We start from the raw sequence: 24,158 nt of genomic DNA, 5'->3' as shown, positions 1-24,158 counted from the left end.
AGATTAATTACATTATAATTTTAGTTTGTCAATTTAATTACGACTAAAAGCAAAAATTAGACGTTTAAAAAACAAGTTTTAACAGAATGAAGAAATTGTACACGTTTTTTGATTATCAATTTTTATAATTTTTAATTTTAAATGGTTTTTTATAAAACCTGATGATATTTGATTAAAAATGTGTTTTTTTACAAAAACATTTAAATAATGTGTGGTATATACCTAACCAACATACCTTTTGATAATGGTTTAGTAGAAGAGAAATTAAAATCAATTTCTTTTAGAGGACCTGATTATACTGGTATAGAAAAAGTAAATGAGCTTACTTTTGGTCATCTTCGTTTATCTATTTTAGATTTAGATACTAGATCTCATCAACCCATGTCATTTGAAAATCTTATTTTAGTTTTTAATGGCGAAATATATAATTACAAAACCATTAGAGGTGAACTTAAGGATTTAGGTTATACCTTTAAAACTGAGAGTGATACTGAAGTTCTTTTAAAAGGCTATAATCATTGGGGCAAAGCTATTCTGGATAAGATTAATGGTATGTTTGCGTTTAGTATTTACAACACCAAAACAAACAAACTGTTTTCCGCAAGAGACCGAATTGGTGTAAAACCTTTTTATTATTATTGGCACAAAGGCCAGCTAGAACTTTGTAGTCAAATTAGACCACTCTTAAAAGGTAAGTCTATAAATGATGATGCGATATCAATGTTCTTAGATACGGATTATATACCCAGTCCTTATACCATTGCAGAACATGTTTTCAAACTTCCTTCTGGGCATTATATGGAGATAGACTTTAACACAAACAATCTCACTATTAATGAATATTGGAACTTAAAAAATGTAAAAACAAAAGTCATTACTTATGAAGATGCTAAAACTGAACTTCATGAATTATTAAAAGATGCTGTGAAAATCAGACTACAATCTGATGTCCCGATTGGTTCATTTCTGTCAGGTGGAATTGACTCTTCATTGGTTTCTAGTATTGCTTCCAAAGTGTCTCCTACTAAGGTCAATACGTTCTCAATTGGTTTTGAAGACCCAAAATACGATGAAAGCAAAATAGCAGAGCAATATGCTGATATTATAGAAACTAATCACACAACTACAATTTGCAGACCTAGTGATATTTTGGAGTTAATTCCAAAACTTACGGAAGTGTATGATGAACCTTTTGCTGATAGTTCTGCCTTACCGTCATTATTATTAAATAAAATAACAAAACAATATGTCACTGTTGCTCTATCTGGCGATGGTGGTGATGAAAGTTTTATCGGTTATCCATATTTTGACTCATTAATTAAGAATAAACATATTATTGACATTCCTTATCCAATTAGAAAGTTTTTGGCGAACCCTACTTTTCTGAAGATTTTTGGTATAAACTCACACCGAGTGAGAAATGCTTTAAATACAAAAACTAGAAACGATTTTATTGAGAATATTTATTCTCGTAAAGGCTTCTTATTAAAAGAAAAGAGACAAGACTGGATGAAGCATTATCAAGGGTATCAAAAATGGTCCAATATTTTTTTACAAAAAGCGGCTGATTTAAATATAAAATTATGGTTAGAGAATAATAGTAATGTAAAGGTTGACAGAGCTAGTATGGCTTATTCTGTTGAAGTACGTAGTCCTTTTCTAGATTATAGAGTTATTGAGTACGCAAGAACACTTCCAATGAAATATAGGTATGAAAGTGGTAGACAGAAAAAAATATTAAGGGATATATTAAAAGAATATATACCCGAAGACGTTTTTAACCAGCCAAAAAGAGGTTTTGCAGTACCTATAGGAGATTGGATGCGTAATGAGTTAAGAGTCGAGTTTGACCAAACACTAAATGATGAGTTTTTAAACCGAGTACCAAATCTAAATATTACTAAATTTAAACGTTTGTATAATGAACATATGAGTGGTAAAGCGGATCATAGAGTGTATATTTGGAAGTTATTTGTTTTAAGTAAGTGGTATGACGAATTTAAGTTCTAAAGGCATGAGTTTAATTTAGTGATTTAATTATATACAATATATATTTTTATCGATATTTTTAACCCATTCTAAATTGTATTTGGAGTTTATCGTTGAAAATGGGTCATTGATATGAAAATTTATAATATTTAAATTATTTCTTTCAAATTTGGATAAAATTAAATTATAGCCCATTCAATGACATCTAAATTTAAACTAGAAAATATTAATTTCTTAAAAAGAATTATAGAATTTAGTTTTAATTTAAAAAATCTCTAAGTTCGCGTATCAAATTCCCTCATTAAATTCAAATCAGAATAGCATTTTTTAAATGACAAATTTACCTTGTTAAGTTCTGATTCAGTTAATAAATGTAATGCCAATTATTCTTTGATTTTATGGAAAATAAAATAAGCGTTATAGTACCTGTTTATAAAGTTGAAAACTATTTGCATCATTGTGTTAATAGTATTGTTAAACAGACTTATAGTAACTTAGAGATTATTCTTGTTAATGATGGCTCTCCTGACAGTTCAGGAAAAATATGTGATGAGTTTGCCAAAAAGGATGATAGAGTTATTGTAATACATAAAAAAAATGAGGGTTCAAGTTGCGCTAGAAATGCTGGATTAGATATTGCGTCAGGTGAATTTATTTCTTTTGTAGATAGTGATGATTCTATAAATCAATCAATGCTCGAGAAAATGTTAGAGAAGCTATTAGAGTTTAATTTAGATGTAGTAGAGATTAAACCTAGGAGTATAAATAACAGCTCTAATTCTGATGATAGCTTTGAAATTCAAAACCAAACTAATGCATTTAAGAGAGTTATTCAAGGAACTGCATTTTCAGTTTGGCGTCGTCTATATAAAACATCCTTGGTTAAAGATTTACGTTTTATACCCAAAATTATTCATCAAGACGTGTTCTACACCGTTGATGTTCTAAATAGAATTAATCAATTAGGTTATTTAAATAGTAAATTTTATAATTACAATACCGAAAATGAAAGTATTATTAGAAGTAACTATTCTTTAGAGAAAATTACAATTGGTATTAAAGCAACCGAGTACATCATAACCAATACGCCAAAACAACCTATATTAAAAAAAGTTGTTAATAATTATATAACTCATTATTACACGGATCATTACTTTTTGCTTTCTAGGAATGTCTGTATAGATCCAAACAAAGAGTTTAGAAAAAAGTTGAGAAATTCAATAAGGAGCGCAATAAACTTTAAAAATTACAATTTAAGAGCTCTTATGGCTGTAGTTTTACCGCATAAAGTCATGGAGTATATTTCCTCTGGTTATAAAGCAATAACTTCAAAGTAATTATGTCTAGAGTTGCTTTGACACTTAAAAACGCGTGGATAGCTTTAGTATTCCAATTACTATATATCATTATTCAATTTTTCTCAAGAGATATCTTTCTTGAGAAATTAGGGGATGATTTTATTGGCACAGTTGACACACTAAAGAGTATTCTACAATTCTTGAACCTTTCTGAACTCGGCATTGGAACTGCAGTTGGTTTTACCTTATACAAACCTATATATGATAAAAACAGGAATGCTATAAATGAAATTGTTGGATATTTAGGTTTTCTTTATAAACGCATCGGGGTCTTCGTTTTTGGTGCTTCGTTACTTCTCATGTTGTTTTTCCCTTATTTCTTTGATAATAAAAGTATAAACCTCACAACTATCATATTTCTTTTTATAGCATTACTCATTAGCAATCTATTAAGTTACTTTTTTGCGTATTATACGTTTCTTTTTAAAGCCGATCAAAAAAGTTATATAAATGTTACGATAGGCCAATCCGTCTTTATATTACGATTGTTTTTACAATGTATTGTACTTATTTATTTTGAAGATGTTTTACTCTGGATTTTGTTAGAGTTACTAACACCTTTTATTTATGTTTTCATTTTAAGAAAAAAAGTGAGACAAACCTATCCATGGTTAATACTTAATTTTAAGGTTACAAAGGTTATCCGTGATAAACAAAAGGGATTGTTAAAAAAAATAAAACAAATCAGTTTTCATAAATTAGGTACGTTTGTGAGTAATAGTACAGATAATATCATTATTTTTTCTATGGTCAACCCTGCAATGGTTGCTTTTGTGGGAAACTATCAAATGATTATGAATAATATTAATCTTCTCGTCAGTAAATTATTTGATGGAACTAATGCTAGTGTTGGTAATCTTGTTGCCGAAAATGACTTAAAAAGTATGCTAAAAGTTTTTTGGGAGTTTATGGCACTTCGCTTTTTTATTGCAGGTTGCTCAACTGTTTTACTTTATATAGGTTTTGATGATTTAATCACACTATGGCTTGGTGAAGATTATTTGCTTTCTAAAACCATACTTATAGTACTTATTATTATATTTTTTATGCTACAAGTAAGACAGCCCATAGATAGTTTTAAGCAAGCTTATGGCCTTTATGATGATATTTGGTCGCCAGTAATACAAAGTATAATTAATTTATCGTTTTCTATAATATTTGTTCTAAAGTACGGTGTATTAGGTGTTTTTTTAGGAACTATGATTAGTCAATTTATTATTGTCATGTTGTGGAGACCATATTATGTTTTTAAATATGGCTTTAAAATAAATCACAGTATATACTGGAAAGGTTTTGGATTACATTTATTATATTTAGCATTAGCTTATGTAATTTATTATTTTATTTCAATAAATTTCATCATGAGCCCTAACGCAAGTATTTTTGCTCTATTTGGACAATTACTAAAGTATGGCGTGTTGTTTTTTTTAATCTATTTTTCAATATTAGCAATACTCAGCTTAGGCTTTAAAAATTTAATTGCACGTTTTTATAAACTTATAATTAAAAAAATTAAGTAAACTTATTATGAAGTATATAATAGCCTTTTTACTTATACTTTTTGCATCATTTGCTGATATCTTTTTATTTAGAATTGGAATCATCCCTGTTCAGCCATCTGAGCTTTTAATTCCTTTATTTTTTGTCGTATGCATTATTAAATACCCAATAATTGACATGCTAGACATTGTTAAATCTCACACATTTAAATTGTTTGCTGTACTCTTATTTTTAACCATAGTTTACAGTGCTGTATCTACAGCACCATACGAAAAAATTATAACTCAGATAGTACTTAATATTTTTACATTAGTGATGTATGTATTCGTTGTGCATTTTTTTAGAACCGAAGACAAAAAGTTTGTCTTATTAGTTGTGTTTTCCGCGTTTACTGTGTTAGCTTTAAGTGTGTGGTATGATTACATCATTGGATTACCTAAATTTACTGAGGCTCTAGAAGGAATGGCTCGTAAAGGAGGTTTTGGTGAAAACCCAAATCAAGCCTCGTCAGCTTTGAAATTTTTGGCTTTATGCGTTTTGGTATATTTACAAACGAACAAGACGCAAAGACTTCTATTTATAATAATAATGATAATGTCAGTATTTATGACTTTTTCTCGAAGTGGTATTATTTCGATAATTCTCATATTAATTTTAGGCACTGCAAACAATTGGGGTTCTCAATTTAAAATTAATCCTTTGAGCCTGTTTAAAAGCTCCTTTAAAATGATTTTTATGTTTTTCTTTCTATTTGTCGGTCTAGTATTTTTTGCAGGAATTATAAAACGTGAATTTCCCGAATTAGCCAAGGGAGCTATGGCGGACCGTATTGATTTGTTGACAGGTCAAAGTGAAGGCAATGTAATAGCGGAAGATGTGGGTTCGGGTGGTGGACGGGGAGATTTGTTTTTAAAGTTTCTCGATAAGTTTATCAAAAACCCTTTAGGTTATGGAACCTCCCATACTAGTGATATGAGATATACAACACATAACACACACAATCAATACTTATACTATGCGGTAAACCTTGGTTTTATAGCGTTACTAATTTATTTTATTTATTTAGCTGTAAGTGTGAATCTATCCATCAAGAATGACCAATTTTACTATTTAATTTTTATTGTTCTTTTAATGTTTGAGGGACTTGTTGCTCATTCAATATTCTTTAATAGGTGTATGCTAATTAGTTTGGCATTTTTTGATAGTTTGATTTATAGAAAAAGTATAAATCAAACTAATTGATTTTTAAATTATAATCATGATACAATCAAAATTAGATTACAAAAACTATTTGAAGCAAGATAAAGTTGCTTTAAGACTAAAATCGTTAAGTTTAAGTGCTAAATTTTTATATTTTTTTTCGCCTAATTTTATATGGGAATTTCAAAAGCTTTTAAGAAAAGTAGAGTACTATGAAAATTGTAAAAATTCAAAAATTGCTAAAATTTATTACTACTATTTGAGGTACAAATTTAAAAACTTATCGCTAAAACTGGGTTTTTCTATCCCACCAAATGTTTTCGGACCAGGCTTAGCTATAGTACATTACGGTACAATTGTGATAAATAGTAATGCTAAAGTTGGATCAAATTGTAGGATGCATGCCTGTGTAAACATTGGAGCATCTAGCGGTGAGGTTGAAGCACCACAATTAGGAGACAATATATATATAGCACCCGGTGTAAAAATTTATGGTAATATTAAAATACCTAACAATACTGCCATTGGTGCAAACGCTGTAGTCAACAAATCTTTTGATTTAGAGCACATGGCCATTGCTGGAGTTCCAGCTAAAATTATTGGTGAAGTTGATATAAAAAAAGTTATTAAGCATATTAAATAATATTGTTAACACAATTATTGACAATGGGTAAGTTGAAACATATAATTGCTAGAATTTATAGAAATTCTGATATAGGTTACTCTATAGTTAGACCTATCTATAAGCTATATGAATTTTTTTTAAAAAATGTATCAGACGAGTATATTATTAAAAGTAAATTTAAAGAATTTATGGGTTACAAATTAGATTTAGACAACCCAATAACGTTAAATGAAAAGATAAATTGGCTAAAGCTGTATGATAGAAAAGACTTGCATACCACAGTGGCGGATAAGTTTAAAGTTAGAGATTATATAAAGAGTAAAATTGGAGAACAATATTTAGTTCCTTTATTATTTCAAAGTGATAATCCAAAAGAGTTATTGCCTGAAAATCTTCCAGATATACCATTTATAATTAAAGCTAACCACGACAGTTCTGGTGGTCAAATAGTTAAAAACAAGGCTGATATCAACTGGAAAAAAATACAACAGCAATTTAAAAAACGATTAAAAGAAAACTATTTCTACAGCTCTAGAGAATGGCAGTATAAAAATATAAAACCAACAATTATTGCAGAAAAATTATTAACTGATAAAAATGAAAAAATACCATTTGACTATAAAATACATTGCTTCAATGGCAAAGTAAGAATGATTCAAGTTGACATAGATAGAAATTCTGATAGTCATTATAGAAATTGGTATAATGCTAAATGGGAAAGAGAACCATATAAGTGGTCTTCTTCTAAAGGTAATGGGAAGTATACAGACCCAAGTGATTATGAAATTGATAGACCTGATACTCTTGATAACATGATTCAACTATCAGAAAAGCTTTCAGAGGATTTTATTTATGTGAGAGTAGATTGGTACGATGTGGATGGTAAACTGTATTTTGGAGAACTTACCTTTCATCACGACGGAGGAACGAGCCCTATTCTTCCTAAGGAATGGGATGAAAACTTAGGAAAGCAATTATTATTAACAATATAAGAAAGTTGAACACTCTAATTAATGGCAAAAAAAATAAAAATATACTTTGTGTTACCCACTCTCTATGCGGGAGGTGCAGAACGTGTCATGTCATTTGTATCACAGAACTTAGATAAGGAAAAGTTCCATGTTACATTAGTTGTTATTGGTCTCGAGAAAGATAGTAAATTTAAAATAACGGGATGCCCTGTTATTTTTCTCAATAAATCACGAGTACTTAATGGTGCCTTTTCACTTTCTAGGCTTATCGCAAAAGAAAAACCAGATATAGTTGTAAGTTCAATTTCCCATTTAATTGCAATGACAGGGTTAATTTCTCTCTTTTTTTCTAAGACTATTTTTATTGGTAGACAGGCCGGGTTTTCAGGATCAGCTTCGTTTTATGATGAAACTTACAAAAGAAAAAAATCATTTTTAAAAAAACATTTTAATTACTTTTTATTTGGAACCAAACAAATAGATCATTTTATATGTCAGTCCAATGATCAAAAGGAAAATGTAATGAAAGCCTTTGGCATTGATAGCCAATTTATTAGTGTAATAAATAATCCCATTACCAATTATGACATTATAAAAACAAAAAAATCTCAAAACTCTACAAAAAAATATATTACCGTAGGTAGGTTAAGTAAGGAAAAAGGGCAGGTTAGAATTCTTCGTATTCTAAGTAAATTAACTTTTCCTTTTAAGTATTTAATCATTGGGGAAGGTCCACAATATGATGAAATCTTAAGCGAGGTCGAAAAGCTTGGGCTTAAAGATAAAGTGAGTTTTATTAGTTATACCAATAACGTTTCAGAATATCTGGTTAAGAGTGACATGTTTTTGCAAGGTTCTTATTCAGAAGGGTTCCCAAATGCATTATTAGAAAGTTGTGCTGTTGGCACACCTGTTATTGCCTTTGATGCACCTGGGGGAACCAAAGAAATAATTGAAGATGAAATAAATGGTTTTATTGTTGCTGACGAGATAAAGTTTCTTGAAAGGCTTAACGATAAAAAAGATTGGAATCCAAAACAGATTAGAGAATCTGTTTATAAAAAATTTAGTACTGATAAAATTTTGAGTGATTACGAAACATTATTTAAAAAATTGATAAAATGAGTTCATTAAAAAATATTTCCAAAGGTATTGTGGGCTATGGTACATCATATGTGTACCATTATGAACAAAACAAAGTTGCACAGAATATTTTAAAAGTAGTTGAACTGCAAAAAGGAAAACTTAATTCTAATGTTAAAAAAATATGTAAGGAATATGCTCTAGATACCTTTGGAGATAAAAAATATGCTCCGTGGCTTTATACTTATAGCGCATTTGCAAAGGAGTTTAAAGAAGGATGGATTCCAGATAATTTTTATGGTGAAGTCGTTGTTCCTCAATTAAATGGCGATTATGGTAAATTAGGTGACAGAAACGCAGTAATTAATAAAATTATAGAAGAATCAGACTCTTTAGACATATGTTATTATGTTAATAAATTATTTCTTAACCCAGAATATATAGTTTTAAATGAAGATAAACTAAGAAGTATACTTTTTTCAAAATATGAGAGAGTTGTATTTAAAATTGAGAATTCAATTCAAGGAAAAGGTATTTATTTCTTTGATAAAAATTCATTTGATATAACCACTATAAAAAAACTAGGCAATGGAGTTTTTCAAAAATTTATTGAACAACATTCATTTTTTTCAGAATTCAATAAATCATCTGTATCCACTATACGTATAACATCTTCCTCTAATGATAACGGAGATATTGATGTAAGAGCAGGTTTTTTAAAATTCGGTCGTAAAAGTGATACACATGTCAAAACCGCTTCAGCAATAAAAATTCCAATAAACATTAAAAATGGCAAATTAATGGAAGACGCCTATCTACCGAATTGGTCTACAACAAAACAGCTACCAGACAACAACATTTCATTTGCAGGAAAATCAATACCGCTATTTGATGATTGTTTAGCTGAAATAAAAAAAATGCATCGTCGTATTCCTTTTGTTAGGTGTGTTGGGTGGGACGTTATTGTAGATAAAAATGATAAGATTAAATTAATAGAATTGAATGGTGGTCACAATGGAATAAAATTTCATGAAATGGTATATGGCCCATGTTTTAAAGATTTAAATTGGGAAAATTTAAAAAAATAACCATTTGAAAAACAAAAAACCAAATATTAGCATACTAACCTTATCTCTAGGCAGTGGTGGTGCTGAAAAAGTAATTAGCCTATTAATAAAAGAATTAAAAAATGATTATAGCGTCAGTTTAGTTCTTTTTTATAACGTTATTCACTTTCCAATACCAGAGGAAGTTGATGTAATAACACTCTCTAAAAAAGGTGTTAATAGACCTTATTATTTAAGATTTTTTGACTTTCTAACATTTCTTTTTAAATACAATAAACTAATAAAACAAAGAAACATCAATATTGCGGTTTCGTTCTTAGCTTTTCCAAATCTTATGAACGGTATTATAGCAATACTCAATGCAAAAGTTAAAACTATAATTAGTGAACGTGGTTTCCCTTCCGATAACACTACAAATAAACTCTCTCTATATATATCAAAAATCTTTTATCCTATTTTTTATAACAGATGTGATGCTTTGTTTTCAAATTCAACACACATAAATCAAGATTTAAAAGATAATTTTGGAATTAAGATACCTATGGAAGTAATTTATAATCCTATTGAAATTCCAATAAAAGCAATACAGCCCGAAACATTAAATAACAATGAGATATCTATGAGAGTTGTTACTGCAGGAACTTTAAATAAAAGGAAAAATCATATTATGATTATTCGAGCTTTTGCAGGTATAAAAAATAGCAACATAAATTTAACCATTTTAGGAGGAGGAGAACTCAAAAGTTATTTAGAAAATGAAATCATTAAACATAACTTAACAGACAAAATAACGCTTGGTGGTATAGTAAGCAATGTAAACGATTACTTTATTAAAAGCAATTGCTTTGTGCTATCTTCTTTTACAGAAGGATTTCCAAATGCGCTTTTAGAAGCCATGGCTGTAGGTCTTCCATGTATTTCAACCAATTGTTTGTCGGGTCCATTAGAACTTTTAAACGAAAATGAAACTGTAAAAATAAGTGACGGAGAATTTATTATTGCGAAATATGGACTTTTAGTTAATAATAATGATCATTTAGGCTTACGCAATGCTATAGTCTACTTCAGAGATCATCCGAAAGAACGAGAAAAATACAGCAGATTAAGTATAAAAAGATCTAAGGAATATCAAATTGACACTATTTATTCTATTTTTAACCAATATTTACAAAAACATTAGACTCCATTATGTGCGGAATAAACGGAATTATTAGCAACACACATAAAGAATATGGTTTACTGCATAGTGAATTATCAAAAATGAATCAACTCATTTTTCATCGAGGTCCAGATGAAGATGGATTTTATTTAGATATTTCAGAATCAGCATCAGTTGCTATGGCAATGCGTCGTTTATCAATTATAGATTTAAGTACAGGTAAACAGCCTATGTACTCTGATGACAATAATTTAGGCTTAGTTTTTAATGGTGAAATTTATAACTATAGAATTTTAAAACAACAACTTGAAAATATTGGTGTAACTTTTAAGACTACAAGTGATACAGAAGTCATTCTTAAACTTTATGAACAAAAAGGTGTCGATGCTTTTAAGGAGTTAGATGGTATGTTTGCATTTAGCATTCATGACAAAACAAAAAATAAAGTATTTATAGCGAGAGATTTTTTTGGAGAGAAACCCTTGTATTACACAAAAACTAAAACAGATTTCATCTATGGATCGGAGTTAAAATCCATTGTAAACTATCTTCCTAATAAACCAAGTATAAGCCTTGAAGGTATGAATCTATATTTTAGATTAACCTATATACCCGCTCCCTACTCTATTTATGAGAATATTCACAAATTAGAAAGCAATCATTATATTGAATTTGATTTAACTTCTGACACATTTTCAATTCATGATATAGAAAAACAAAAACCAGTAGAAAAATTAGATATCTCATTCAATGACGCCAAAAAAAAAGTGCATGATGAGGTGATGAAAAGTGTAGAAACTAGATCTATTGCCGACGTATCTCTTGGAACATTTTTATCAGGAGGTGTAGATTCTTCAGTAGTAACCCATTGTTTGGCAGAAATTTCTAGTGAAAAAATAGAAACATTTTCAATAGGATTTGAAAAACAAATATATGACGAAACGGATAAGTCTCAAGTGGTAGCTAAATTAGTAAATAGTAACCATCATGAATTTATAGTTAAGGAGTCTGACTTTAAAAATAATATAGATGATATTTTATTAAATTTTGATGAACCATTTGCAGACTCCTCTGCTCTACCAACATATTTGGTATCTAAACATGCAAGCGACTTTGTAAAAGTGGCATTAACTGGTGATGGAGGCGACGAGGTATTTGGCGGATATAATAAATATTATATGGGCAAATTAAACAACCGATACACTTCTATTGTTCATAAAAACGTACATCAACAGATTTTAAAGTTATCTTCTTCATTTTTAAAGACAAAAGATGACAATAGAGGTCGAAGGTTTCAATTAAATAGATTATTAAAAGCATTTAATTACGATGGTAACCAATATTGGAATATTATTTCACTTGCGTTTACAGATGAGGAAAAATCTCAATTGTTTAATAACAATGTTTTAATTAAAGATACATTTTTAGATTTAAAGGATAAACACAATCAACACAAACCAAAAAATCTAACTGATTTTAGAATGGTTGATAAAAACGTGAGTCTAGAAGGAGATATGCTTGTTAAAGTCGATAGAACAAGTATGTTCTCATCATTAGAATGCAGAGCTCCTTTTTTAAACAAAGCAATTTGGGATTTATCAAACTCCTTACCAGAAAACTACCTAATGAAAGGGTGGAATAAGAAATATATCCTAAAAGAAGCTTTCGCTGATAAATTTGAACCTAAATTTTTAGATAAATCTAAACAAGGATTTGGAGTACCTGTAGGAGACTGGTTAAGATCTAGCTTAAAGCCAGAACTCCTGTCATATATCGATCCAAAATTTATTGAATCTCAAAATTTATTTAATATTGATTATATTTCAAAATTGGTTAATAACCATATAAATTCAAAACAAGACAATAGTATGAGGGTGTGGTGTTTTTATACATTTCAAAAATGGTATTTAAACACATATTCTATTTTATAACCTATGAGAAAAATTATAAGGATTACGACAATTGCTAGTTCATTAGAGGTTTTGCTGAAGGGCCAATTAAACTTTATGAATGAATATTATGAAATGATTGGTGTCGCGAGTAGTGATGATGGTGAGAACTTAAAGGATGTAGAAAAAGCAGAAGGCATAAGAACTATTGCCGTTAGTATGACAAGAAAAATAACTCCCTTTAAAGACTTAGTAGCCGTCTACAAATTATATCGAGTAATTAAAAAAGAAAAACCATTTATTGTTCATTCTCATACTCCAAAAGCAGGAACTTTAGGTATGCTAGCCGCAAAATTGGCTGGTGTTCCCAATAGAATACATACCATTGCAGGTTTACCATTGTTAGAAACTAGTGGCAACAAACGTAAACTTTTAAACTTTGTAGAAAAATTCACTTATGCTTGTGCAACACTAGTATTACCAAATTCTTTTGGGCTAAGAGATATTATTTTAGAACATAATTTTTGCAAAGCACCTAAACTTAAAGTTTTAGGCAATGGAAGTTCAAACGGAATAGATGTTAATCATTATAGTAACCAAGGAGTTAATCTAAATGAAGCCAACCTTTTAAAACAACAACTTAACATTTTAGAAAAAGACACTGTTTTTGTCTTCGTTGGCAGAGTTGTCGCAGATAAGGGGATAAATGAACTAGTAGCTGCCTTTAATGAAATTAGCAAATCTAACATTAATACAAAACTTATAATTGTTGGCCCAAGTGAAAAAGACCTAGACCCTATTGATCCGCAAACAGAACAAATTATAAAAAACAACAAAAATATTCATGCCGTAGGAAGTATAGTAGATATTAGACCTTATGTGTTTATTAGCGACATTTTTGTATTTCCTAGTTATAGAGAAGGGTTCCCTAATGTCATATTACAAGCAAATAGCATGGAAAAACCATGTATAGTAACTGATATCAATGGGAATAATGAGCTAATAACACACAACTATAATGGTTTAATTATACCACCTAAAGACATCATTTCTCTTAAGCAAGCAATGCTTAACCTACTAAACAATCCTGACCAAACACTTAAGTTAGCTAGTAATTGTAGACAAAACATTGTAAAAAAGTATAAAAGAGAATATATCTGGAATGAGACTCTAAAACTATATAAATCATTAGAATGAAACTCTATACAAACATTATAAAACGTTTTTTCGATTTTTTAGCAGCATCTGTTGGACTTCTAATTATTTCACCATTATTCGTTTTTCTTATTATAAGTCTTTTAATACTTAATAATGGTAAACCTTTTTTCTTTCAAACACGTACTGGGAAAAATGGGAAGCTTTTTACAATTATAAAGTTTAAAACCATGACAGATAAAACTGATGAACATGGCGATTTATTACCTGCCATGGAACGGGTCACAAATGTTGGAAGAATCTGTAGAAAATTATCATTAGACGAATTGCCTCAATTACTCAACATTCTTAAAGGAGATATGAGCTTGATTGGACCTCGTCCACTTTTACCTGAATACTTAGAACGCTACAATAAAAGACAGTATCGAAGACATGAGGTATTACCTGGTATTACGGGTTGGGCACAGGTTAACGGAAGAAACACTATTAGTTGGGAACAAAAGTTTGAATATGATGTTTACTATGTAGAACATCAGTCTTTTTTTATAGATTTTAGAATACTTCTCAAAACAATAGATAAGGTTATAAATAGAAAAGACATTAACAATTCTGAAAATATCGATATGCCAGAGTTTACAGGAACTAATGAATCTTAAGTATTAAATAATCTTTAATTCCTTAAAGTCAACAATAAATTCTTGTGGCAAATTTTGAGAATTAGTGTACTTATAAGATTCAAAGTGAATATTCTTTCCGTTATCTATTAGCGCTACGCTCTTCCATCCTAAAGCGTTTGGAGCAATAAAATCTTTCTTTAAATTATCAGCAATGTAATAATATTCAGTTCCAGATATTGCCTTTTCGATAGCCTCAAAATTAGATAAATTTGGTTTTTCAGATCCAATCTCTTCGGAAATTATAATTTTATCTAAATAATTTAAAATACCTAAACTATTTAACTTTGCTCTTTGTGTTACTGAACGACCATCTGTAACTATTGCTATTTTTCCTTTTTTAGATTTTATAGCATCAAAAACATTTAACACACTATCAAACAATTGAATATCAGGCTGATGATTTCTGTACTTTTCAATAAGCTGACCTATTTCTATATTATAAGTATTAGCAACAAATTCAAAGACGTTAACTTTACATCTATAGAGAGAAAACATTTTAGAATATAAGGCTTTCCAATTTTCAGGTTCTACGGATTCCGCGATTGCCTTATAGGCAGATTTTAAGAAATCTAATTCATTATATAAGGTATCGTCTAAATCAAAAACTATTACTGTACTATAATCAACCTTTATATCCATGTACTAAAATTTCATCATCATAACGAATCATTAATAAATCCTTTTCCCACACATCAAATTTTTCTTCAATGCTTTTTCCTAGTAGATATTCTTCAATTATCCATTTTGTAAAATTAGCACCAGATAAATATGATAAGGGGTACCCACCACCAAATCTAGGGTTAATTTCAATGGCATAAATTTTTTGATTATCATTTTTATGTAAAAAAAACTGAGCTGTAAGACAACCTAAGGCCCCTTCTATTTGTCTTAAGTTTTGCTTTATATAATCCACCAATGTATTACTAACAGTCAGCGCCTTACAGACTTCACCATCCCTAACTTCAAGTCTTTTTCTAGGTACTACACATCTTAAATCATGAGCTTTATTATAATATAAATCACATGTGTATTCATCAAAATCGTCATGATCTAAATACTCTAAAAACATCAGTTTATTATTTGCGAAATGATATTCTGTTAAGTCCTCTTTAGATCTTATTACATAAGTATCCACACTCCTACTACCATCAACTGGCTTTATAAAAAGAGGTAGTTTATAATTTTTCTTGGGATATTCTTTTGCTACTTTAACATTATGAGTTTCAAAAAACTTATGCATGACGCGTTTATTTCTACACTTTGAAACAAAATCAACTGATGAAATTACAACCTCAATTCCTTCTTGCTTAAATTTATCTCTATGTATAGCAAGCTGAAGTAATTCCGTATCAATAGTTGGAACAACTAAACTAATTTTATAATTTTTACAAAAATCAAATAGTACGTCAATATAATCAGTAGCACCTAATATGGGGACTTTAAAAAACCCATCAGCAATCTGACAAGCAGCTGATAACATAGGATTTGCATCTGAAGCATACACCTCACCCTTTAAGTCTATTTTTTTTAATTCTTTTTGAAATGACCTTACCAGTGAAACTCTTCGCCCAGCTGAAGTAATTAAGATATTCATTCAAATAATTTAAGTTAACATTTAAGCATTTTAACTTTATCAGGTTATAAATATAGTGTAGTTCGTACTATTTTTATTCCATAAATCGTATAAAGTCTATAAATTGGTAAATATATTAACTGTAAATAATAAAATCATACACAATTAAAGAACTAGCATTCCCAATTTATTAATAATAGGCAAGTTAAATAACATTATTACAAACAAACAGCATTCAATCCATTTAAATATTTTTTTACAATAAAGAACGTAAATATTTACAGTTTATCGTTTTAATTTGGGTTGTACTATTATAAAAAGCATATTTACTTTTTAATTAGATCGTGTCCCAGATCCCTCTATTGACATGAAATTGAATAGTAATTTACTAATTACTTAACAATTTTTACGTATGAAACCTAAAATATGGCTTTCCGCACCACATATGAGTGGTAATGAATTACCTTTTATTAATGAAGCTTTCAATTCAAATTGGGTAGCTCCTTTAGGCCCTAACGTTAATGGGTTTGAAAACGATTTACAGTCTTACCTTATGGAGGATAGATATGTTGCAGCATTAGCATCTGGTACTTCTGCCTTACATCTAAGTCTTATTTTATTAGGCGTTGATTATGGTGATGAAGTTATTTGTCAAAGTAAAACGTTTTCTGCATCTGCTAACCCTATAATTTATCAAGGAGCTACTCCTGTTTTTGTGGATAGCGAAAAAGACACATGGAATTTGTGTCCTATACAACTAGAAATAGCCATCAAAGATAGAATAGCAAAAGGCAGAAAACCCAAGGCTATAATTGCTGTACACCTATATGGTATGCCTTATAACGTTGACGAAATTACTAAGATTGCTTTAAAATATAATATTCCTATTGTAGAAGACAGTGCTGAATCGTTAGGAAGTCAATATAATGGTAGGAATTGTGGAACATTTGGTGATTTTTCAATATTATCTTTTAACGGCAATAAAATTATAACCACTTCTGGTGGTGGCGCTCTTGTTACAAAAAGCTTAAAACTTAAAGAAAAAGCAGTTTTCTTGGCAACACAAGCTAGAGATAACGCTCCTCACTATTTACATTCAGAGATTGGTTATAATTACCGAATGTCTAACATTGTTGCAGGTATTGGCCGTGGACAAATGACAATTTTAGATAGTCATGTTGCAAAACGACGCTCTAATTATCAGTTATACTCAAACTCCCTAAAACATATTGATAAAATTACGTTTCTTAATGAACCTGAAGGTTATTTTTCAAACCGCTGGCTATCTTGTATTCTTTTAGATTCTGAAAATACACGTGAAGGGTTAAGATTAGCACTAGAAAAAGAAAATATTGAATCTAGACCCTTATGGAAACCGATGCATCAACAGCCCATTTTTAAAAAACACCCTAGCTATCTTAATGGTGTTTCTGATGCATTATTTAACAAAGGTTTATGTTTGCCAAGTGGCTCAAACCTTACTAATAATGAATTAGAAAGAGTTATTTCTACAATAAAAGCGTATTTTGTAACATGTTAACTAAACTATTAGATAAAATATCGAAAAAATATGCTTCAAAATGGCTTGTGCTATTGTTTGATGTCGTGATTGTAATAGCTTCATTTTTCCTAGCATATTTAATTCGATTTAATTTTCAAATAGAGTTTGACTTTATCGACCTTTTAAATCAAATTCCATATGTGGCAATTGTTGCTGCAATTAGTTTTATTGCTGTTGGCTCTTACAAAGGAGTTGTTAGGTTTACAGGTTTCAAAGACATTGTAAATATTATTATTGGCGCAAATATTTTAGCAACAATTCTAATTTTCTGTACTTTTTTAAGTCGAAAGACATTAGGTAATGATAGTATTTTCAATATTTCGGGTTCAATTATTTACATCAATTTACTTTTAAACATCTTGTTCCTTATAGGCGCAAAACTATTCATAAAATCAATATACAACCATATCACCCAAGACTTTAAGTCAGTTTCAAAGGTCCTGATTTTTGGAGCTGGTAGTTCCGGAATGTTAACCTACGATGCTATACAAAATGACACTAAAAGTGGCTTTGAAGTTGTTGGTTTTATTGATGATGATGAACGTAAAATTGGCAAGAAAATAAACTTGTTAAAAGTCTATGGTATAGAATCTATTGATGAAAGTTTCATTAAAAGAAAAAATATTGAAGACGTTATAATTTCAATTCAAAACATAGATCCTACAAGATTACTTCAAATTACAGGAAACCTTTTTTCATTAGGTCTAAAAGTAAAAATAGTACCTCCTGTACAAAGTTGGATAGATGGTGACTTAAGTGTTGGACAGATAAAAGAAGTTAAAATTGAAGACCTATTAGGAAGAGATCCAATTAATATAAAAAACCCGGATCTTGAGGACTTATATAATAACAAAGTAATTTTGATAACTGGTGCTGCTGGTTCAATAGGAAGTGAGATTAGCAGAAAAGTTAGTCTCTATAATTATAAAAAATTAATCTTAGTTGATAATGCAGAATCTGCACTTTATGATATTCAACAAGAATTTAGACAACAAGGTCTAGAAAACGTAGAAGCTATAGTTGCAGATGTTCGTAACAGAAGTAGAATAGATCAAATATTCGATAATTATAAACCTAAAGTAATTTTTCATGCTGCTGCATACAAACACGTTCCTTTAATGGAAAACAATCCATTTGAAGCCGTTAGTGTAAATATTGGAGGCACAAAAAATGTTGCAGATATCGCAGTAAAACATAGTGTTGACAAGTTTGTTTTAATTTCCACCGACAAAGCAGTAAACCCAACAAATGTAATGGGAGCTACAAAACGTATAGCCGAACTTTATGTCACCTGCTTAAAAGGGAAAGGTCATACAAAATTCATTACCACTAGATTTGGAAACGTATTAGGCTCTAATGGATCTGTAATTCCGTTATTTAAAAAACAAATTGAAAAAGGAGGACCATTAACAGTTACTCATAAGGATATCACACGCTATTTTATGACAATTCCAGAAGCTTGTCAATTAGTAATAGAAGCTGCAGCCATGGGTAATGGTGGAGAGATTTTCGTCTTTGATATGGGAGAGCCTATAAAGATTTTTAATCTTGCTATTAATATGATTATTTTATCCGGCTTACGCTACCCTGAAGATATTGACATAAAAATCACAGGTTTAAGACCTGGTGAAAAGATTTATGAAGAACTTTTAGCCGATGGGGAAAACACAAAAAAAACCTATCATGATAAAATTATGATTGCAAAATCAAGGCATATTGATATCGATAGTACTGAAAAACAGATTAATAAACTAACCGCTGTAAATTCTTTAACACAACCATTAGAAATTGTATCTTCGATAAAGCATTTAATTCCAGAATATATCTCAAACAATTCTACTTACGAAGTTTTAGATATTAAAAAATAATTATCACTTTTATCAAACTTATAACAACTACTTATATGAAACCACGTATTCTAATTATTTCTATACTAGCACTAATTATAGCGACATCATGTAGCTCACGAAAAGACTTTATCTACTTTCAAGATGAGCCGCTTTCAGAAGGTCAATTATCTCCTGAACCAACAGAAATTATTTACAAACCAGACGATATTTTAACAATTAACGTAACAGGATCAGATCCAGCGACTGTTATGCCTTTTAATTTACCTGTGGTTTCACATAACACATCAAATTTAACAAGTGCTCAAGGAAGTTTAACGCAACAAACTTATTTAATTGATTACAATGGAAATATCGAATTTCCGGTTTTTGGAACACTAAAGGTTGAAGGACTTACACGATCAGAATTAACTACTTTATTAACTGACCGTATTAGTACAATGGCAAAGGATCCAATTGTGAATGTAAGATTAGCAAATTTTACAATTACAGTACTTGGAGAGGTTTCTAATCCAGGCACATTTACAATGCAAGATGAAAGAGTCACTATTTTAGAAGCACTAGGTTACGCAAATGATTTAACCATTTTCGGAAAAAGAAAAACCGTTAAATTAATACGAGAAGTTGAAGGGAAAAAGAAATTTGCTAATATCGACTTAACCTCAATTAACTCCGTAAACTCACCTGTTTATTACTTACAACAAAATGATGTAATATATGTAGAACCTAATAATGCTAAAATACGCTCATCTACTTACAACCAAAATAATAGTGTATTGATTTCTGCTATTGGAACACTAACTACAATTATTGCTGTATTTTTAATAAGATAATTATAGTTAAATATGGAGTCTAGAAATATTATTTCAACGAAAGCGCTAAAAAAAACATTGAGTCTATACCTATCACGATGGAAGTTAATTTCTTTTTTCGTTATAATTGCTTTAGCTTTAGCGTATATTCACTTGCGTTATTCAACCTCTCAGTTTGAAGCTTCCGCCACAATACGAATTAAAGATGATAAGGAATCTCAAAAGCTACCAAGTTTAGCTGAATTAAGTGGCAGTAGTCTTTTATCTGGTAAATCGAGTGCTATAAAAGACGAAATAGCTGTAATGACGTCTAGAACTTTAATTTCTAAAATAGTTAAGGATTTAGAACTTAACATTACTTATTTTGAACAAGGTAAAATAAAGGAACAAGAAATATATGAAAACCCTCCTGTAAAACTTAATTTTTTCGTCAACGATTCTATTATACATAAAATTGACACAACGCTTTATATTAAAATTAAATCTCCTTCGGAGTTTTTATTATTTAAAGATGATGGGAAATCACTTATAAATCGTGATGAGTCTTTAGGTAGATCTTTCTCTTTTGGTGATCGCATAAAAACAGGCTTTGGTGATGTCGTAATTATTCCTAACAGTGGAAAACATAGCCCAAAGATAGGTAGTAATTTAAGAGTTTCAATCAAACGAATTTCTTCATTAATAGGGAAGTATAAATCAAACCTTTTAGCCTCAACTGGAGATGAGTCAAGTGTTGTGAAATTAAGCCTCCAAGATAACATCCCTAAAAGAGCGATAGATATTTTAAACCAAATCATAAGGGAATATAATAACGACATTATTACAGATAAAGAGGAGGTTGTAAAAGTAACGTCCGACTTTATTAATAACCGATTAGAATTAGTATTTAAAGAATTAGAAGAGGTCGACTTTACTGCAGAACAGCTTCAAAAACGAAATAATTTAACAGCTTTAGCTTCCCAGGCAGATATTTATTTACAAAGTGAAAGACAAACTGAATCCAAAATAAACAGTACCACCAATAACATACAGTTAATTGATTACATGCAACAGGAATTAAAAGAGAAAAATAAAAATTCTGACCTTTTGCCTTCAGTTGGATTATCCGACGGAAACATTGCTCAAGTCACAAGAAATCATAACGAGCTAGTAGCCGAACGAGATAAACTATTAAAAAACTCTACTGAAAGTAATCCTGTTGTCATTAATTTAAACAACCAAATAAATGCTTTAAAAGAAAATTTATCGAGTTCACTTGAAAACATGAGAAAATCAAGTGAAATCACCCTCAATAGCTTAAACAAAGAAGACGCAAGGATTCGAGGTCAGCTATATTCGGCACCGACAAAGCAAAGACAACTCAGAGATATTGAGCGTCAACAAGGCATCAAAGAGTCGCTTTACTTATACTTATTAGAGAAACGAGAAGAAACAGCAATTACATTAGGTATGTTTACTCCTAACGCTAAAGTTATTGACTCTGCTTACTCTTCCTATGCGCCAGTTTTCCCCAATAAAATGTTCACCTATTTAGCCGCTTTCTTAATAGGTCTTGTAATACCTGTAGGTTTTATTTACCTAAAAGACCTTTTAGACACAAAAATCTATGATAAAGACGACCTTCTAGAAGTGGTGAACATTCCATATATAGGTGACATACCGTTAACGAGTAAAAAATCTAAGCTAATTACTAAGGTGGACTATTCTCCGAAGGCTGAAGCATTCAGGATTATTAGATCTAACATTGATTTCTTGTTAAAAAACAATGACTCTAAAACTAAAAAAGTATTTATTACATCCACAAGAGCTCAAGAAGGTAAGTCGCACACAAGCACCAACTTAGCCTCATCAATTTCATTTTCAGAAAAATCTGTACTGCTAATTGAAATGGATATCCGAGTTCCAAAAATAATGCAATATCTTAATAAAAAACCAACATCAAAGATTGGTTTATCAGACTATATTGCCAACAAATCAATCAAGCCAAATGAAATAGTCAATAAATTAAAAACTAACAGTTATTTAGATATTATCCCTTCGGGTTCCATCCCACCAAACCCTTCCGAATTATTAATGAGTGATAGAATTAAAGATTTATTTGATTATTTCGAAGGTAAATATGATTATATAATCGTAGATACTTCAGCTGTAGGCTTAGTAAGCGATACCATGTTAATCTCAAAATTTGCAGATATGTTTATTTACGTCGTTGGCGCAAATAACGTTGATAAAAGACAATTATCAGCAGTTGCTAAACCACTTTATGACGATAACAGACTACCTAATATGAATATGCTATTAAACGGAACTGATTTTGATAAAAAAGGCTACGGCTACGGTTACGGTTATGGGGACAACCCTCATAAAAAGAAGAAATGGTATCAATTTGGCAAAGCTTAAATAAGTCGCTTTTAATACTAATAACTAAATCCACTATATATAATTATGGTGAATTTTTAAATTTAATTCTAAATAGAAACAATTCAAAAAATAACTACAACTTCCGTCTACGCCTTTCAGATTTTAATAACGACAACTCCCTACTCGTCTGTCCAGCTACTGAGGTGTTCTCTTCTGCTCTTCTAATTAAATAAGGCATTACATCCTTTACTGGGCCAAAAGGAATATATTTTGCAACATTATAACCTTGAGCTGCCAAATTAAAACTAATATGATCACTCATACCATACAACTGGCCAAACCATACATTATTATCTTTTTTAGAAATGTTTTTGGTTTCCATCAAGTCCATAGCCAAATAACAACTCGCTTCATTATGAGTTCCTATAAAAACCGAAATATCTGTTAAATTATTAAGAATGTAATTAAGCGCATCATTAAAATTATCATCGGTTGCTTTTTTGTTTTCGCAAATTGGAGAGTCATATCCTTTATCCAGTGCTCTTTCTCGTTCTTTTTCCATGTAAGCGCCACGAACAATTTTCATTCCAATTTTAAAACCGTTAGACTTAGCTCGTTGATGCAGAGCTTTTAAATACTCTAAACGATCCCAGCGGTATAATTGTAACGTATTATAAACAATGGGAACATCCTTATTATAGCGCAACATCATTTCTTCTACTAAATCATCAGCAGCATCTTGCATCCAGCTTTCCTCACCATCAATTAAAACTTCAACGTCTTTTTCTTTAGCAAGCTTACAAACGGTATCAAATCGATTTACTATTCTATCCCACTCCGCCTCTTCTTCTGCTGTTAGCTTTTGTCCCTCTGTTTTTTTTTGATACAACAAAAACCGCCCAAAACCAGAAGGTTTAAAAACAACAATAGGCATAGCTTCTCTGTCATCACAAAAATGAATGATTTTCAATATTTTCTCAAGTGCATTGTCAAATTGATTTTCCTCAGCCTTACCCTCAACAGAATAATCTAAAACAGAACTAACACCTTCTGTGTATAAATTATCTATTACCGACAAACAATCTTCTTCATTAACACCACCACAAAAATGATCAAAAACTGTAGCTCTAATTAATTTCTCTACTGGCAAATGTGCTTTTAAAGCAAACCTCGTTGCTACAGTCCCAATTCTAACCAATGGTTCTGAAGAAATCATTTTAAACAAAAAATAGGCACGCTCTAATTCTGAATCAGATTTTAAAGTAAATGCCGTACCTGTATCCTCAAAAAGGGAGCGATTTATCATTAGCTAAAGAATATAAATGCAAATA

General features: G+C 30.1%; 19 protein-coding genes. 16 read left to right on the top strand and 3 right to left on the bottom strand.

The annotated features are described in order from the left end of the window. Positions 1-207 precede the first annotated feature (207 nt). From asnB (K1X16_RS11670) to K1X16_RS11615, 12 genes are all read left to right on the top strand, one after another. A complete protein-coding gene (gene asnB, locus K1X16_RS11670) occupies positions 208-2,010 on the top strand; it encodes an asparagine synthase (glutamine-hydrolyzing) (RefSeq protein WP_225036349.1) in 1,803 nt (600 codons plus the stop codon). Between the two features lie 377 nt (positions 2,011-2,387). After that, entirely contained in the window at positions 2,388-3,326 is a 939-nt protein-coding gene (locus K1X16_RS11665; protein ID WP_225036348.1) for a glycosyltransferase, read from the top strand. Positions 3,327-3,328: 2 nt separating this feature from the next. Further along, entirely contained in the window at positions 3,329-4,867 is a 1,539-nt protein-coding gene (locus tag K1X16_RS11660) for a lipopolysaccharide biosynthesis protein (RefSeq protein WP_225036347.1), read from the top strand. Between the two features lie 7 nt (positions 4,868-4,874). Then, entirely contained in the window at positions 4,875-6,089 is a 1,215-nt protein-coding gene (locus K1X16_RS11655) for an O-antigen ligase family protein (protein ID WP_225036346.1), read from the top strand. Between the two features lie 16 nt (positions 6,090-6,105). Next, positions 6,106-6,690, top strand: a complete 585-nt coding sequence (locus K1X16_RS11650; protein ID WP_225036345.1) for a serine O-acetyltransferase — start codon at positions 6,106-6,108, stop codon at positions 6,688-6,690. A 170-nt stretch (positions 6,691-6,860) separates the two neighbouring features. Next, positions 6,861-7,664 (top strand): ATP-grasp fold amidoligase family protein, encoded by an 804-nt coding sequence (locus K1X16_RS11645; RefSeq protein WP_225036344.1) that lies wholly within the window; start codon positions 6,861-6,863, stop codon positions 7,662-7,664. Positions 7,665-7,685: 21 nt separating this feature from the next. Continuing rightward, positions 7,686-8,768, top strand: a complete 1,083-nt coding sequence (locus K1X16_RS11640) for a glycosyltransferase (RefSeq protein ID WP_225036343.1) — start codon at positions 7,686-7,688, stop codon at positions 8,766-8,768. Continuing rightward, the gene (locus tag K1X16_RS11635; protein WP_225036342.1) at positions 8,765-9,814 is read left to right on the top strand and encodes a sugar-transfer associated ATP-grasp domain-containing protein; all 1,050 of its coding nucleotides are present in this window, start codon (positions 8,765-8,767) and stop codon (positions 9,812-9,814) included. The genes K1X16_RS11640 and K1X16_RS11635 overlap by 4 nt, the downstream gene beginning before the upstream one ends. 4 nt (positions 9,815-9,818) lie before the next feature. Continuing rightward, the gene (locus tag K1X16_RS11630) at positions 9,819-10,973 is read left to right on the top strand and encodes a glycosyltransferase (protein WP_225036341.1); all 1,155 of its coding nucleotides are present in this window, start codon (positions 9,819-9,821) and stop codon (positions 10,971-10,973) included. Positions 10,974-10,981: 8 nt separating this feature from the next. Further along, entirely contained in the window at positions 10,982-12,883 is a 1,902-nt protein-coding gene (asnB, locus tag K1X16_RS11625) for an asparagine synthase (glutamine-hydrolyzing) (RefSeq protein WP_225036340.1), read from the top strand. A gap of 75 nt (positions 12,884-12,958) precedes the next feature. After that, positions 12,959-14,038 carry a glycosyltransferase family 4 protein gene (locus K1X16_RS11620; RefSeq protein ID WP_317196438.1) on the top strand — a complete coding sequence of 360 codons (1,080 nt, stop codon included), beginning with the start codon at positions 12,959-12,961 and terminating at the stop codon, positions 14,036-14,038. Beyond that, entirely contained in the window at positions 14,035-14,652 is a 618-nt protein-coding gene (locus tag K1X16_RS11615) for a sugar transferase (RefSeq protein ID WP_225036338.1), read from the top strand. The genes K1X16_RS11620 and K1X16_RS11615 overlap by 4 nt, the downstream gene beginning before the upstream one ends. Before the next feature lie 3 nt (positions 14,653-14,655). Here K1X16_RS11615 and K1X16_RS11610 read toward each other — a convergent pair whose 3' ends face one another. After that, positions 14,656-15,312: an HAD family hydrolase gene (locus tag K1X16_RS11610; RefSeq protein ID WP_225036337.1), complete on the bottom strand. Its 657-nt coding sequence runs from the start codon at positions 15,310-15,312 to the stop codon at positions 14,656-14,658. After that, positions 15,296-16,267, bottom strand: coding sequence for an ATP-grasp domain-containing protein (locus K1X16_RS11605; protein WP_225036336.1), 972 nt, complete (start codon positions 16,265-16,267; stop codon positions 15,296-15,298). Before K1X16_RS11605 ends, K1X16_RS11610 begins: the two co-directional genes overlap by 17 nt. A gap of 391 nt (positions 16,268-16,658) precedes the next feature. Between K1X16_RS11605 and K1X16_RS11600 the strand changes: the two genes are divergently transcribed. From K1X16_RS11600 to K1X16_RS11585, 4 genes are read left to right on the top strand one after another with little or no spacing between them, the layout of a single operon-like run. Continuing rightward, a complete protein-coding gene (locus K1X16_RS11600; protein WP_225036335.1) occupies positions 16,659-17,786 on the top strand; it encodes a DegT/DnrJ/EryC1/StrS family aminotransferase in 1,128 nt (375 codons plus the stop codon). Beyond that, positions 17,780-19,675, top strand: a complete 1,896-nt coding sequence (locus tag K1X16_RS11595; RefSeq protein ID WP_225036334.1) for a polysaccharide biosynthesis protein — start codon at positions 17,780-17,782, stop codon at positions 19,673-19,675. The genes K1X16_RS11600 and K1X16_RS11595 overlap by 7 nt, the downstream gene beginning before the upstream one ends. A gap of 35 nt (positions 19,676-19,710) precedes the next feature. After that, positions 19,711-20,487, top strand: coding sequence for a polysaccharide biosynthesis/export family protein (locus K1X16_RS11590; RefSeq protein WP_225036330.1), 777 nt, complete (start codon positions 19,711-19,713; stop codon positions 20,485-20,487). Positions 20,488-20,499: 12 nt separating this feature from the next. After that, on the top strand, positions 20,500-22,866 hold the full coding sequence (locus tag K1X16_RS11585; RefSeq protein ID WP_225036328.1) for a GumC family protein: 2,367 nt from the start codon (positions 20,500-20,502) through the stop codon (positions 22,864-22,866). Between the two features lie 94 nt (positions 22,867-22,960). On the opposite strand, the gene K1X16_RS11580 is transcribed toward K1X16_RS11585, so the two are convergent. Continuing rightward, positions 22,961-24,133, bottom strand: coding sequence for a proline dehydrogenase family protein (locus K1X16_RS11580; protein ID WP_225036321.1), 1,173 nt, complete (start codon positions 24,131-24,133; stop codon positions 22,961-22,963). Between the last annotated feature and the right edge of the window lie 25 nt (positions 24,134-24,158).

It is taken from the genome of Winogradskyella sp. SM1960, assembly GCF_020179375.1.
GTDB classification, from domain to species: Bacteria; Bacteroidota; Bacteroidia; order Flavobacteriales; family Flavobacteriaceae; genus Winogradskyella; species Winogradskyella marina.
This window is presented reverse-complemented; position numbering and strand designations above follow the sequence as displayed.

Bases quoted from the DNA above. Each gene is read 5' to 3' on its own strand.
- asnB (WP_225036349.1), top strand. From the start codon at position 208: ATGTGTGGTATATACCTAACCAACATACCTTTTGATAATGGTTTAGTA.
- K1X16_RS11665 (WP_225036348.1), top strand. From the start codon at position 2,388: ATGGAAAATAAAATAAGCGTTATAGTACCTGTTTATAAAGTTGAAAAC.
- K1X16_RS11660 (WP_225036347.1), top strand. From the start codon at position 3,329: ATGTCTAGAGTTGCTTTGACACTTAAAAACGCGTGGATAGCTTTAGTA.
- K1X16_RS11655 (WP_225036346.1), top strand. From the start codon at position 4,875: ATGAAGTATATAATAGCCTTTTTACTTATACTTTTTGCATCATTTGCT.
- K1X16_RS11650 (WP_225036345.1), top strand. From the start codon at position 6,106: ATGATACAATCAAAATTAGATTACAAAAACTATTTGAAGCAAGATAAA.
- K1X16_RS11645 (WP_225036344.1), top strand. From the start codon at position 6,861: ATGGGTTACAAATTAGATTTAGACAACCCAATAACGTTAAATGAAAAG.
- K1X16_RS11640 (WP_225036343.1), top strand. From the start codon at position 7,686: ATGGCAAAAAAAATAAAAATATACTTTGTGTTACCCACTCTCTATGCG.
- K1X16_RS11635 (WP_225036342.1), top strand. From the start codon at position 8,765: ATGAGTTCATTAAAAAATATTTCCAAAGGTATTGTGGGCTATGGTACA.
- asnB (WP_225036340.1), top strand. From the start codon at position 10,982: ATGTGCGGAATAAACGGAATTATTAGCAACACACATAAAGAATATGGT.
- K1X16_RS11620 (WP_317196438.1), top strand. From the start codon at position 12,959: ATGAATGAATATTATGAAATGATTGGTGTCGCGAGTAGTGATGATGGT.
- K1X16_RS11615 (WP_225036338.1), top strand. From the start codon at position 14,035: ATGAAACTCTATACAAACATTATAAAACGTTTTTTCGATTTTTTAGCA.
- K1X16_RS11610 (WP_225036337.1), bottom strand. From the start codon at position 15,312: ATGGATATAAAGGTTGATTATAGTACAGTAATAGTTTTTGATTTAGAC.
- K1X16_RS11605 (WP_225036336.1), bottom strand. From the start codon at position 16,267: ATGAATATCTTAATTACTTCAGCTGGGCGAAGAGTTTCACTGGTAAGG.
- K1X16_RS11600 (WP_225036335.1), top strand. From the start codon at position 16,659: ATGAAACCTAAAATATGGCTTTCCGCACCACATATGAGTGGTAATGAA.
- K1X16_RS11595 (WP_225036334.1), top strand. From the start codon at position 17,780: ATGTTAACTAAACTATTAGATAAAATATCGAAAAAATATGCTTCAAAA.
- K1X16_RS11590 (WP_225036330.1), top strand. From the start codon at position 19,711: ATGAAACCACGTATTCTAATTATTTCTATACTAGCACTAATTATAGCG.
- K1X16_RS11585 (WP_225036328.1), top strand. From the start codon at position 20,500: ATGGAGTCTAGAAATATTATTTCAACGAAAGCGCTAAAAAAAACATTG.
- K1X16_RS11580 (WP_225036321.1), bottom strand. From the start codon at position 24,133: ATGATAAATCGCTCCCTTTTTGAGGATACAGGTACGGCATTTACTTTA.